The organism is Geobacillus sp. FJAT-46040 (genome assembly GCF_002335725.1).
GTDB classification, from domain to species: domain Bacteria; phylum Bacillota; class Bacilli; order Bacillales; family Anoxybacillaceae; genus Geobacillus; species Geobacillus thermoleovorans.
This window is the reverse complement of the sequence record NZ_NISS01000001.1, coordinates 1,193,325-1,206,634: the sequence shown is the minus strand read 5'-3', so window position 1 is coordinate 1,206,634 and position 13,310 is coordinate 1,193,325. Positions and strand designations below refer to the sequence as shown.

Annotated in this window: 11 protein-coding genes, 1 tRNA gene and 1 riboswitch; of the genes, 2 read left to right on the top strand and 10 right to left on the bottom strand. The window is 55.9% G+C overall.

Going from position 1 to position 13,310, the window contains the following annotated elements; genetic code table 11:
* Positions 1 to 37: 37 nt before the first annotated feature.
* The 8 genes from cobJ to CD000_RS06300 all read right to left on the bottom strand — a co-directional run bounded on the left by cobJ (position 38) and on the right by CD000_RS06300 (position 6,060).
* Entirely contained in the window at positions 38 to 1,819 is a 1,782-nt protein-coding gene (cobJ, locus tag CD000_RS06340) for a precorrin-3B C(17)-methyltransferase (RefSeq protein WP_096225236.1), read from the bottom strand.
* 64 nt (positions 1,820 to 1,883) lie between these two features.
* Positions 1,884 to 2,681 (bottom strand): energy-coupling factor ABC transporter ATP-binding protein, encoded by a 798-nt coding sequence (locus CD000_RS06335; RefSeq protein WP_033005386.1) that lies wholly within the window; start codon positions 2,679 to 2,681, stop codon positions 1,884 to 1,886.
* A complete protein-coding gene (locus CD000_RS06330) occupies positions 2,678 to 3,403 on the bottom strand; it encodes an energy-coupling factor transporter transmembrane component T family protein (RefSeq protein WP_096225235.1) in 726 nt (241 codons plus the stop codon). Before CD000_RS06330 ends, CD000_RS06335 begins: the two co-directional genes overlap by 4 nt.
* Positions 3,387 to 3,680 (bottom strand): energy-coupling factor ABC transporter substrate-binding protein, encoded by a 294-nt coding sequence (locus tag CD000_RS06325; protein WP_011231298.1) that lies wholly within the window; start codon positions 3,678 to 3,680, stop codon positions 3,387 to 3,389. The genes CD000_RS06330 and CD000_RS06325 overlap by 17 nt, the downstream gene beginning before the upstream one ends.
* A gap of 4 nt (positions 3,681 to 3,684) precedes the next feature.
* Positions 3,685 to 4,428, bottom strand: a complete 744-nt coding sequence (locus tag CD000_RS06320; RefSeq protein ID WP_096225233.1) for an energy-coupling factor ABC transporter permease — start codon at positions 4,426 to 4,428, stop codon at positions 3,685 to 3,687.
* The gene (locus CD000_RS06315; RefSeq protein ID WP_011231300.1) at positions 4,429 to 4,827 is read right to left on the bottom strand and encodes a (2Fe-2S) ferredoxin domain-containing protein; all 399 of its coding nucleotides are present in this window, start codon (positions 4,825 to 4,827) and stop codon (positions 4,429 to 4,431) included.
* Positions 4,828 to 5,012: 185 nt separating this feature from the next.
* Positions 5,013 to 5,206: riboswitch (cobalamin riboswitch) on the bottom strand.
* Between the two features lie 58 nt (positions 5,207 to 5,264).
* Positions 5,265 to 5,750, bottom strand: coding sequence for a ribonuclease E activity regulator RraA (rraA, locus tag CD000_RS06310; protein WP_060788108.1), 486 nt, complete (start codon positions 5,748 to 5,750; stop codon positions 5,265 to 5,267).
* Between the two features lie 238 nt (positions 5,751 to 5,988).
* Positions 5,989 to 6,060, bottom strand: a tRNA-Gln gene (locus CD000_RS06300).
* A 174-nt stretch (positions 6,061 to 6,234) separates the two neighbouring features.
* On the opposite strand from CD000_RS06300, the gene CD000_RS06295 reads away from it, so the two are divergent.
* Positions 6,235 to 7,116: a glycerophosphodiester phosphodiesterase family protein gene (locus tag CD000_RS06295; protein ID WP_198962490.1), complete on the top strand. Its 882-nt coding sequence runs from the start codon at positions 6,235 to 6,237 to the stop codon at positions 7,114 to 7,116.
* Between the two features lie 183 nt (positions 7,117 to 7,299).
* Here the strand turns inward: CD000_RS06295 and CD000_RS06290 are convergent, their stop codons facing one another.
* Positions 7,300 to 9,456, bottom strand: a complete 2,157-nt coding sequence (locus CD000_RS06290) for a DNA topoisomerase III (RefSeq protein ID WP_096225228.1) — start codon at positions 9,454 to 9,456, stop codon at positions 7,300 to 7,302.
* A 151-nt stretch (positions 9,457 to 9,607) separates the two neighbouring features.
* On the opposite strand from CD000_RS06290, the gene pepF reads away from it, so the two are divergent.
* A complete protein-coding gene (pepF, locus tag CD000_RS06285) occupies positions 9,608 to 11,464 on the top strand; it encodes an oligoendopeptidase F (protein ID WP_096225226.1) in 1,857 nt (618 codons plus the stop codon).
* Between the two features lie 365 nt (positions 11,465 to 11,829).
* Here pepF and CD000_RS06280 read toward each other — a convergent pair whose 3' ends face one another.
* Complete coding sequence (locus CD000_RS06280; protein ID WP_015374911.1) at positions 11,830 to 13,299, bottom strand: nicotinate phosphoribosyltransferase; 1,470 nt, start codon at positions 13,297 to 13,299, stop codon at positions 11,830 to 11,832.
* Between the last annotated feature and the right edge of the window lie 11 nt (positions 13,300 to 13,310).

Below are 13,310 nucleotides of genomic sequence, written 5' to 3'. Positions count from 1 at the left end.
ATTCGCTCTCCTCTCTTTTATATCGCTCCATCCGAGGTTACTCACCGCATGCCGGCGTTTCGATCTTCGCCGCCGTCTTGGCCTCCTCGTACGAAAAGCGGCCGATTTGTTTCACGCGGGCAAAAAACTTATGAAATCGTTCGTTCGGATGAGCATGTTCTTTGTACTGTTCAATGATGTCCGCCACAATGGCCACCATCTCTTCCGGCGGGATGCCTTCCGCAACGAGCTGGCCAGGATGGGCGTTGCGGCCGACCGTTTTCCCGCCTAAAAACAAGTCAAATTTCCCTTTCCGGTACACAAGCCCGATGTCTTCGCGCACCGCGCCGTAGCATGCCATGCCGCAGCCGTTGATGCCAAGCTTCAACTCTTTCGGCAGCGCCATGCCCCCAAATCGCCGCGCCAATTCCTCGGCATATGGAATCGCGTCTTTTTTCTCTCCATCGCAAAAGTCGCATGCCTTCACCGTCAGCACATCACCAACCGGCATTACCATCAGTCCGACAGCAGCGAGCCGATCGACAAGCCCTTTTGGATCCTCTGTCACCCGCTCGATTTTGATATAATGATCCGGCGTGTACGTCATTTTCCCGTCCGGTCCGACCGCTTCGGCAAGCGCGATGAGCTGCTCCGGAGTAAACTGCTTGTTGGCCACCCCTGGGCTCACTGCCGCTTCGAACAGCACGGCGGACGCCTTCTTTGTCGTTCTTCTTTCCAATGCTGCAAGCGCGTCCTCCGCTGTTTCTCTCACCCGATGCAACAGAGCGGATGACGGCCGGTTTTCCGTTTGGACGAATGGCTCCTCCGGCAGCGGAAAAGCGGAAGCTGCCGGCGCCAATCCAGCTTCCTTCGCGGCCGCGTCCACAGCTGGCGGCAAAACCGCTACGGCGGCAAAACCGCGGTCTTTCTTGTCGCCGAAAGCGGAGGCAGCCGCGGCAAACGGCCGAAACGCTTCTCCGTTTTCTTCGTCCGGCTCTCTCAGCGGCTTCGTCTGGTCGAGCGCCCATGGCTCCGCCTCTTTGCGCAGCCGCTCATGCGGCTTGAGCGGCTGGACGGCGGCAGTCAACTGGTATTTGCGCTGGTAGCCGCGCGGCGTGATCATGAGCCCATCGTAAACAAAAGTCGTCGAGTTGCCGATAATGACCGTCGTCAACATGCCGATTTCATGGTCCAGCATATGCGCCAAGTCGGTGAGGACGATATGCTGACGCTCGCGATACGCGCTTTTTACCAGACCGACCGGGGTCTCCGGAGACCGGTGGCGAAGCAGGATGCGCTGCGCCTCCACAATCTGCCGAGTGCGCCGCCCGCTTTTCGGGTTGTACAGCGCGATGACAAAATCGGCCGCCGCCGCGGCGTCAATCCGCTTTTCAATCAGCTCCCACGGCGTCAAATGATCGCTCAAACTGATCGTACAGGCATCGTGCATAATCGGGGCGCCAAGCAGCGCCGCGCACGAATGAATCGCGGAAATGCCGGGGATGACTTCGACTTCAATCGGACTCGCTTTCGTCCACCCTTTTTCGATCAACACTTCATACACGAGCCCCGCCATGCCGTACAACCCGGCGTCGCCGCTGGAGATGACGGCAACCGTTTTGCCGCGCTCGGCCCACTTCACCGCCGCTTGGGCGCGGCTCACTTCTTCGGTCATGCCCGTGCTAATGATCTCTTTTCCAGCAATGAGATCGCGCACAAGTTCAATGTACGTTTTGTAGCCGATGATGACGTCGCTTTCTTCAATCGCTTCCCGAGCCCGTTTCGTCATATGGTCGACGCTTCCCGGGCCGAAGCCGACAATGAGCAATTTGCCGCTCATCATGATCCCTCCTTTTGCCGACTAGCACCCATTTTTCACACTCCATTCGCCGCTCATGTCCCTTTCACGGCGCAACACATCGGGGGACGATCTTTTCCTCTGGCCGCCATGCTTGCCAAAGCCGCACGAACAGCGGAACATCCAAGCGAATGTCCAACAGCCGCTGGCGGTCGGCGAATACGTCTTCGGGTGCCCCTTGCATCACGATCCGTCCTTCGTGCATGACCGCGACGACATCCGCCCACTGCCAGACGAAATCCATGTCATGGGTGGCGATCAACACAGTCGTCCCCGCCTGGTGAATGGCGTCAATTTGTTTGAGAAACTGCTTTGTCTGATGCTGATCCAAATAGGCGGTCGGTTCGTCCAATACGAGCAAGTCCGGCTTGGCCGCCATCGTACAGCAGAGCGTCAGCCATTTTTTCTGTCCGAGACTGAATTGATGGGTCGGGCGGTCCAGCCAAGATTGAAGGTGGTATTCCGCCGTAATCGCGGCAAGCGCCTCCCCCATTTTTTCTCGATCGATTCCGGCATGGACTAAGCTGATCGCCAATTCATCACGCACGAGCGGGGCGAGGATTTGATGCTCCGGGTTTTGAAAGACGATGCCGACTTCACGCCGCCATTGCGTCCAATCCGCTCCGCGTTCATACATGTTGCGCCCTTTCCAATACACCGCTCCTTCCTGCGCCCGCAGCAGCCCGTTCAAATGAAGAAACAACGTCGTTTTGCCGCAGCCGTTTGGCCCGATCAAGGCGCATTTTTTTCGCTCTGGAATTTCCCAATCAATCCCATTCAGCACGTACCGTTCTGCTTGATAAGCGTATTTCACTCGTTCCATTCGCAGCAGCAACGTTTTCACCCTTTCCGCCATGCCCACCCAAGCAACAAGGCCATGATGATGCCGGCCGCAACATCGACAAGAGGCACATGCGCTTTTTCCCGATGATGCGTATGCCCAGCCGACGCGACGCCTCCACGCGCCGCAAGCGAACGGCTGAACGCTTCATACGACTGCCACGTTTTCATCCATAGTTGGTACATCAGCATCCCGCCATGCCGCCAATGCGTTCCCCCGCTGCGGGCCCGCAACGCCAGCATTAGCTCTGCGGCCGCCTGCTCGAGCAAAAAGATAAAGCGATACATAAGAAAGCAAAGTTCCACGAGCGCCGCCGGCAGCCGCATTCGCCTCAGCACCGCAATCAAGTCCGGCGCCGGCGTCGTAATGAGAAGGAAAAACAAGCACGACCAGGCGGCAAGGGAGCGGACGGCGAGCTTTGCAGCCGGCTGCAGCTGGCTGTCGATGAAAGTTATTTGAAAAGGAACCGACACGGACACAACGAGCGTCAGCAGGCTGAGCCCTAAAAAAACGGAGGCGGCGAGCATCGCTTTTCCATACACGGAAAACGGCACTCGTGCACGAGCGACAATCCAATACGCCATTCCGATGAGCACAAGCCATTGTTCGCGCCAGCCGCCCATCATGACAACGGCAAGCATAACAAACGCCACGATCAGCTTCCACTCCGCCCGCCATGCCCGCAGCCGGTTGTCATACGCCCAACGGTCAAACTCGCGAATCATGGCTGTTTTTCCGCTCCGAACGCCCTTTGTACAACCCGACGACGTAGCCGATCACGCCGGCGCCAAGCGCGGCTTGCAGCGAGAACAGAAGCGTTTCGACTTCGCCGCCTGGAGGGGTGAAGATCGACTCAAACCACGGCCGGTAATGCGGGTTGAGCGTTTGAATGGCTTTTTCCGCCTGATCGTCCGTTCCACCGAATTCCGATCCGCGCGCCCACCAAAGAGGAATGATGACAAGCAAAGCAGCCAGCAACACGAGCAAGCCATTTTTCTTCATCGCATTACGCCCCCTTTTCCTTTTGGAACAGCGGAGAAGCTTGATAGGAGGAAAGCCAGTTCCAGACGATTACCGTTATGATGCCTTCCGTCACCGCCAACGGCACTTGAGTAATGGCAAAAATGCCGGCGAATTTCAAAAACGAGGCGGTGACTCCCCCATCAGGAGACGGAAACGCCAGGGCAAGCTGCAGGGACGTCATGACATATGTAGCCAAATCAGACAAACAAGCGGCAAGAAACAAAGCCGCTCGATTGGATACCCCCCCTTTTCGGCACAGTTGATACACTCCGTACGCGACGAACGGGCCGACGATCGCCATCGACATCGCATTGGCCCCAAGCGTCGTCACTCCTCCGTGGGCAAGAAGCAGCGCTTGAAAGAGAAGAACGACTGTGCCGATCACCACCATCACCCATGGTCCAAACAAAACCGAGCCGAAGCCGATCCCGGTCGGATGCGAGCTGCTGCCGGTGACGGATGGAATTTTCAACGCCGACAATACAAATGTAAACGCGCCAGCTAACGCCATCAGAAGCTTATGTTCGGGGTGCTGCTTCAGCGTATGCACAAGCCGCCGCAATCCGAACACAAAGAACGGCAAAAACAACAGCCACCAAAACAGCGCCCATTTGACAGGCAAAAATCCTTCCATAATGTGCATGGCATACGCTTCATTTTCATTCGTCAACAAAAAATAAGAAACGAACAAAGCCGCCATTCCGCTCCATCGAACCGCTCTCTTCATTTATCCCTTCACTCCTTTCGCAGCATGTTCCGTTTTCCGTTTTCCGCTTGGCGCCTCCCGTTCGCCGGCTGGCGTCAACACCAATTCGCCTTCGTATTCATACGTCGCCCACTCCCGCATCGGAACCCCCTCACCCAAATGGGCGCGCACAACCTCCTTCGCCCGCTCCGGCGTCATCTGTCGATACCAGATGCCTTGCGGATAGACGATCATCACGCACGCGTCTTGGCATCGTCCGTTGCAGCGCGTCCTTGTTGTATGGACAGCGTCGTCAAGCCCGAGACGGGCGATCTCCTCGCGCACCGCCGTTGTCACATCATCCCCGCCATGGCGGAGGCACGTCCCTCCGTTGCAAATGAGCACATGATGCTTCATTCCCCGCAAATCCCATGTCGCCACCGAATCCCCCCTTTTTGGCTAGAATGATAGAATTTAGGCGCAGACAGACGGGCAGGTTTTCGGCAAAAGAAAAAGCACCTCTACAGCAGAGGTGCAGAAAAATGTATACGAAAGCCGTAAACGGCCCAAACAGGCCCAATGCAGCCATCATTCTCCCGCACGTCTGCCTATAGTCCCGTAGGCATCCGTCCGATCCAAACAAGGCAGGTCTCCTGACTGAGGATCATCGCTTGACGGCGTCTTCCCGAAGCATCCTTCAGTGACTTGCTGCCGCAAAGCTCCCCATCACAGTGGCGGGCACCGTGCCGGATTTTCACCGGGCTTCCCTTTTCACCCAAACCCTAGAGCAGGCTTAGGCACCTTGTTTGTTTCTCGCCTATTGATCTTGTCATGGAACAAGCATCCGTTCTCATCGTAGTACAACTTGATGGCAGGCGTCAACCGTTTTTTGCCGACAAATCTTCGCGGGCGACGACAACGCCGTCGGCATCGGCGTACACGTATGCGCCCGGCTCCCAGCGGACGCCGCCGAACTCGAGCACAACGTCGCGGGCGCCTTTTCCTTCTTTTTTGCTTTTCACTGGGCACGTGCCGATCGCCATGACCCCAAGCGGCATGCGGCCGATTTCCGCCGAATCGCGAATGCAGCCGTGGATGATGACGCCGGCAAGCCCCCGGTCGCAGGCGATTTGCGCCAACCGGTCGCCTAATAGCGCCACGCGGCGCGAGCCTTTTCCATCGACCACGAGCACCGTCCCTGGCGGCACCGTCTCGAGCGCTTCACGGACAAGGACGTTGTCCTCAAACACGTCGACCGTCGCGATCGGCCCGGAAAACATCCGTTTTCCGCCGTACGATTGAAACGAAAGTTCGCACACTTGCAACTCATCTAAACATTGATCGCATAAATCAGCTGTTTTCATGATCCTCTCCCCTTTCGTTTTTTTTCATTCGCCACCATTCGTCAAAATCCTGCCGACACCACATTTTTTTGCGGCGCTGCTTCTGCTCGGGCATCGGATGCGTGTCCTTGCGGAGCCGCTGAAAACGATAAAAAGATGTTCTCGTCCCCGCTTTCCGGCGAACGAAAAAACGGCCCCGCACAACATGGCGGAAGCCGTTTTGGCCGCCGGGGCGAGCGGACCCCGTCCGGCGATTCAGCTGGGCTAGCTGGATTCGAACCAGCGCATCACGGAGTCAAAGTCCGTTGCCTTACCGCTTGGCTATAGCCCAACGTTTTGTTGTCGTTTACAGTATGCGGCATGATGGTGCACGTTATGCATCAACCTGAATATTCTTTTGCTTGATGTGCGACACTATCGGTACAAGCACCCTTTCCCTGCTATATCCCCTCGTTTTCTCTCGCACTTGTTTTTCCGATATGATACTGGAAGGGGAGAGATGTCTATGCGCCGGATCACGGTTTTTCGCTTCTATCTTTGCGCATTGTTTTTGTTATCGCTGCCGATCGTCTTAGCGGCCGCGGCTGCCTGGCAGCCACCCAGCCAGCCGAAAACCACCGTCATCGCCCACCGCGGCGCGTCCGGACACGCGCCGGAGCATACGCTCTCATCCTACCGCCTCGCCGCCCGCATGAATGCCGATTATATCGAAGTCGATGTGCGCGCAACGAAAGACGGGAAGCTCGTTGCCCTGCATGATGCGACGCTCGCCCGGACGACAAATGTCGAAACGGTTTACCCGCACCGGTCGCCATGGCGGGTCAGCGATTTTTCATTGCGTGAGCTCAAAAAATTGGATGCCGGATCGTGGTTCGATCCACGCTTTGCCGGCGAATGCGTTCCGACGCTTGATGAGGTGGTTCGGATGCTGAAAGCGGAACGTGTAAACGTTCCGTTGTACGTCGAAACGAAACAGCCCGGCATCGAACGGGCGGTCGCCCGCCTATTGCAAAAACACGGCGTTCTCCAGCGTGGAAGCGTCATGTTTCAATCGTTCCATCCAGAAAGTTTGCAGGCGCTCCGCCCGCTCATCCCGCGCGGCGTCCCGCTCATTCAATTGGTCGGCGAAAAGGAAGCGCGAAGTGGCCGCGACGAGCTGTTGCAACAAATCGCCGTCTATGCCGATGGCATCGGCTTGCCGCTCTCAGCCGTCACCGAAGAGTGGGTGCGCGCCGCCCATGGCCGTGGGCTCATGGTTCACGTCTATACCGTCAATGAACCACACGATCTCGCTCGCCTATGCGCCATGGGCGTGGACGGTGTGTTCACCGATTATCCAGACCGCCCTGGCCGCATTGCCGCCTGCCGTCGTTTGCCCCGTCATTGACCCGCCTTCAGGGAGCCAGGGGGAGCTTATTGTTTACATAATGTTATCATGGTTAATAAAAACGAAAATCGTTCCCATTTGACCCGATTCGGTGTATCATTTGAGAAAAAGGAGGTCAGATCGGCGGTCCGCCATCGGTCCGCCTTTTGTCCAAGCGCTCCATCCTTTCCTCCCCCGCCCTTGTCACCGCTTCGGAAACTGAAACGATAATTTCTTCTCGTTTTCATCCCAGACAAGGATGGCGTCAAACGTTTTTTCGCCTTTTTTAAACCCTTTGATGACATTCGTTTTCCCTTGCGCCAGCAGTTTTTTCACATTGGCCGCCGAAATCGATTTGCCGAGAATGCGTTTGGAAATCGTAAACGGGCATTTTGTTTTCGCGTACTGGTCGCAGCCGTACAACGTTCCTTTGTCGACGACGGTCCCGCCGCAAAGCGGGCACGGTCCAAGCTTCTCGCCCATCGTTTTTTTCTTCCTTGTCCGTTGGATCGAGGCGGTGTCAACCCCTCTGAAATTCCAATTCGGCGCGGCGGCGATGGCGTCAGCGACCACTTTTTGCGCCAACTTTTTCACCTGTTCCATAAAGGCAGCGGGAGAGGCGCTCCCTTCGCCGATTTCGCTTAAGCGCTGCTCCCATTTCGCCGTCATTTCCGGCGAGGCGAGAATCGTGCCGCCGAGCGCCTCGATCAATACTTTCGCCTTGTCGGTCGCATATACGAGGTTGTTTTTCACTTCAATATACTTCCGCTCTTTCAGCATGGTAATGATCGCCGCCCTTGTTGCTTCCGTGCCGAGCCCTTCCGTTTTGGCGAGCACTTTTTCCAGTTCCTCATCGTCCAAAAATTTTCCCGCCGTTTTCATCAAAGTGATGAGTTCGCCTTCTGTATACCGTTTCGGCGGCTCGGTCTTCCCTTCTTTCACCTTGACAGCGGCCGCTTCCCCCGCCTCCCCTCGCTCAAGGAGAGGCAGCGCAGCATCTTTCTCCTCCTCATGCGGACGGATGACGGCGCGCCATCCTTCCTCGACGACTTGTCTTCCTTTCGAAACAAAGCGGGCCCGGCCGTCAACGAGCGTCGTGACGGTCGTATAATCGATGACCGCCGCCTGATGGTGGGCGGCAATTAGGCGGCGGACGACCAAATCGTACACCTTCCGTTCGTCGGCTGACAGCTTCTCGGGATCCACCACTTGCTCGGTCGGGATAATGGCGTAATGGTCCGTCACCTTTTTCTCGTTTACATAACGTTTATTCTGTAAAATCGACGGCTGCGGCAGCGGAAAATACGAAGCGTACGCCGGAAACGAGGACAGCTTTTGCAAAATGGCGGGAAACGTTTCCGCTTCCCCTTTCGTCACATGCATCGAATCGGAACGAGGATACGAAACGATCCCTTTTTGGTAGAGCGATTGCAGCACATCAAGCGTCTTTTTCGGCGAGAAGCGGTACAACTTGTTCGCTGTCGCTTGCAGCGTCGATAAGTTGAACAACAGCGGCGGCTGATACGTTTTCCGCTCTGTGTGGACGTCGGCGACTTCCGCCCGTTTTCCTTGGCAAAAGGCAGCGATCTTTTTCGCCATCTCCTCGTCCCCAAGACGCGTTTGGCCGTTTTTATCCGTCCATTTTCCTTCATAACGCTTGTCGCCAATGACAAACGAGGCGACGACTTCCCAAAACGGTTCAGGGCGGAACTGCTCAATTTCCCGCTCACGCCGGACGATCAGCGCCAATGTCGGCGTCTGCACGCGCCCGACGGAAAACACATCGTTCATCCCGCGCTCCTTCAGCAAGAGGCTGTACACGCGCGAGGCGTTCATGCCGACGAGCCAATCCGCGCAGGCGCGGGCGTACGCTTCCTCATAGAGCGGGCGCGTCGTCCGTTCATCAAGCAGGCGGCGGAACCCTTCCTCGATCGCCTTCGGGGTCAAGGACGACAGCCAAAGCCGCTTGATCGGCTTGTTGACGCCGCTCATGCGGATGAGGTTGCGCACAATGAGCTCCCCTTCGCGCCCCGCGTCGCCGGCATGGATGATTTCCGTCACTTCCGGCTTTCGCAGCAATTCTTTCACAACCTTGAACTGTTTCGCCTTCGCTTTTTCGATCTCATACTCAAACCGTTCCGGGATGATCGGCAACGTGCCGAGCGTCCACCGCTTCCACTCCGGCCGATACCGCTCCGGCGGGGCGAGCTGGAACAAATGCCCGATCGCCCATGTCATATACGCCCCGTCGGGAAACAAGTCATTCGGCAAAATTTCGATATAGCCTTGCCGTTTTTTCGTCCGAAAAATCGAGGCGAGCGTCGCCCCTTGGTCCGGCTTTTCCGCGATAATGACCTTCATCGTCCTCTCCCCTTACGGCACATCATGCCCCATGGAGCTTTGTAAGACTGAATTCGTTCCATTGATTGTCTCCCTTTCTTTATTTTTGGCTAAAATCGTTCCGCTTGCGCATACTACCAACAAGAGGAAAAAACGGAAAGGACGTGATGATATGAAGCGCTGGCTTCTTGGGCTCGCCGCTGTGCTTCTTTTCGCCTCCCCATGGCCGGCATCAGCCGCCGAAACCGCATACGAATGGAACCTAGCCGACATTTATCCATCCGAAGCCGAGTGGATGCACGACTACAAGGCGGTGCAAAACGCCTTGCCGAAACTGGCGGCGTTTGAAGGAAAACTCGATGATGCAAAGACGATCGCCAAACTGTTCGCCCTCAACGAACAAACGGCCCGCAAGCTCGAAAAACTGTCGCTTTACACCCATTTAAAACGCGATCTGAACATTGAAGACGAGGCAGCGGCCCGGCTTGGGGCAAAAGTGGAAGCGCTCGCCGCCCAATATGCGGCGAAAACAGCGTTCATCGAGCCGGAACTGCTCGCCCTACCCGAGCGGACGCTCAAGAAGCTCCAAACGAGCAAAGAACTGAAAGCGTACCGCTATTACTTCCATGAGTTGCGCGAGCAAAAGCCGCATACGCTTACGAAACGCGAAGAACGGCTGCTCGCGAAACTATCGCCGGTGCTCGGCGAGGCGGAGAACATTTATGACCACGCCGTCCGCGGCGATTACGAGCCGCCGTCTGTCACGATGCCGAATGGAAAAACAGTGACATTGACCGACGACCAATACGCCGCCATGCTCGAGCACCCGGACCGCCGCTATCGAAAGGCGGCGTTTGAAGCGAAAGCGAAAAGCTATGAGGCGCTCGAGCAGACCGCCGCGGCGACGTTGTACGCCTCGGTCAAAGCGGACGAATTGTATGCGAACGTGCGCCGCTATCCATCCGGCCTGGCCGCCGCGCTGGCCGCCGACGATGTCCCGAAGGAAGTGTTCGACAACTTAATCGCCGCCACCCGCCGCCATTTGCCGGCGCTGCACCGCTATATCGAATTGCGGCGGCGCGCGCTCGGGCTTGACCGCGTTCACAGCTATGATTTGTACGTGCCGCTTGTCGGCGAAACGGCGAAATCGATCCCAGTTGAAACAGCGAAAACGTTCATTGTCGAAGGGCTCAAGCCGCTCGGCGCCGACTATATCAAACAGGTGCACCGAGCGTTTCAAGAGCGATGGCTTGATGTCTTCCCGCGCCCGAAAAAATATACCGGCGGCTACAACACGGGAGCGTATGACACCCATCCGTTCATCTTGCTCAATTACAACGGTTCGCTTGATGGCGTATTGACGATGGCTCACGAGCTTGGGCACGCCATGCATTCCGTCTACACGAACCGCGCGCAGCCGTACCATTATTCCGGTCATTCGATTTTCACCGCCGAAGTCGCCTCGACCGCGAACGAATGGCTCATGCTCGATTATTTGTACAAACAGGCGAAAACAAAAGAAGAAAAACTCCGCCTGCTCGTCGAACAAATCGAGCAAATCCGCGGCACGTTGTACACGCAAGTGATGTATTCCGAATTTGAACGGATGATTCATGACAAAGTGCGCCAAGGCGGCAGTCTGACAGCGGACGAACTGAACCAGCTTTGGCTTGGCCTGCTGAAAACGTATTACGGCCCGGCGTACGCCGCCGATCCCGGCGCCGCGCGCGGCTGGCTGCGCATCCCGCATTTTTATGACGCCTTTTATGTATACAAATATGCCACTTCGCTCGCCGCATCGTACACCATTGTGAGCGGCATCCAAACCGATGCAAGCGGCAAGGCGGTGAAGCGGTACAAACAATTTTTGCGCTCCGGCGCATCCGATGATCCGATCCGTCTGCTCAAGCGAGCCGGAGTGGATATGACAAGCCCCGAACCGATCGAGCGGGTCTTAGGTCATTTCGCCGAACTCGTTGACGAACTCGATCGACAGCTGCCAAGCCAAAACCGTCAGCGGTCTATATAGATGCAATTTGAAGATTTACCATTTGCAGCTTTTATCGACTGTCAGGCGACCGAACAACGCCGCTTAAAGACCCATATATGGGTCTGTGAAGCAGGTGGTTGTTCGGTCTTCCGTCACGCCTTGGCGTGACGGGGCAAGCCTATGGCTTGCCTTCGACAGTCAAAAATGGGCAAACCACTTTTCTGTCAAGGATATGTTAAACTTCTTTGTTGCATCTATACATGAAAGAGGTGTCCCGCGCCGTTCGGGACACCTTTGTTATTGCGGCGGAAAAAAGAATATCGCTTTGCGCTGCAACGCGCCGAGCTTCAATCGGACGCCAGCGCGCAAAGCGACACCATGCGCTTGCCCCGCAGCCAAGACGGTTATTCACTTAAAGATGCGCCTGCAATTTTTTCTTTCACCTTGCGGATGTTTTCCATCTTATTGTCCCAGCACGCTTGGCTCAAATCGACGGGATATTGCTCGGGATTGAGCGTCCGTTTGTACTCCTCCCAAAACAAGCGCAAGCTTTCTTTCGCATACGCTTGAATGTCCGGAAGCGGGGGCGACGTATACACGAGCCGGCCGTTGTCGAAGATCGTCACATGCAAATCACGCGCTTCGAAATTGGTGACGAATTTGCTGATGAACGTGTACACCGGATGGAACATTTTCAGCCGCTCTTCTTGCTGCGGGTTTTCGCTCTCTAAGGCGATGTAGTCGCCTTCCGCTTTATGGTTGATTTTGTTGACGATGCGGTACACCCGCTTCAGCCCCGGCGTCGTCACTTTTTCCGGATTGCCGCTGATTTTGATCGTATCGACCATCTCACCGCGTTCGTTTTCGATCGCCACCATTTTGTACACGGCGCCGAGCGCCGGCTGATCGTACGCCGTAATAAGTTTGGTGCCGATCCCCCACACATCGATTTTCGCCCCTTGCGACTTCAAGTTTAAAATCGTATCTTCGTCCAAATCGTTTGAGGCGAAAATTTTCGCGTTCGGAAATCCGGCTTCATCGAGCATTTTCCGCGCTTCTTTCGACAAATAGGCCAAATCGCCGCTGTCGATGCGGATGCCGATAAAGTTGATTTGGTCGCCCAGCTCCTTCGCGACGCGAATGGCGTTTGGCACCCCCGACTTCAACGTATCGTACGTATCGACAAGAAAGACACAGTCTTTATGGCGGCGTGCATACTTCAAAAAGGCCGTGTATTCATCCTGATACGCTTGAATCATTGAATGGGCGTGCGTTCCGGCGACCGGAATGCCAAACAGCTTCCCGGCACGCACGTTCGATGTCGCCTCAATCCCGCCGATATACGCTGCGCGCGCGCCCCAAAGCGCCGCATCCATCTCCTGCGCCCGCCGGCTGCCGAACTCCAAGGCCGGCTCATCCCCGAGAATATGCTTAATGCGCGACGCTTTCGTGGCGATGAGCGTCTGGAAATTGATAATGTTTAAAATAGCCGTTTCGATGAGCTGCGCCTCGGCGAGCGGCGCCTCGATGCGCATAATCGGTTCATTGGCAAACACCACTTCCCCTTCGCGCATCGAACGGACCGTGCCGGTGAAGCGAAGCGTCCGCAAATAGTCTAAAAAGTCATCACGGTAGCCAAGTTCTTGGCGCAAATAGTCGATGTCGCTGTCAGAAAATCGGAACTGTTGCAAAAACTGAATGACACGCTCCAACCCAGCGAACACCGCATAGCCGTTGCCAAACGGCAGCTTGCGGAAAAACACTTCAAACACAGCGCGGCGCTCATGCATACGATCTTCCCAATACGTCTCGACCATATTGATTTGATATAAGTCCGTATGAAGCATCAAACTGTCATCAGCATATGTCTTCATGAATCGCTGCC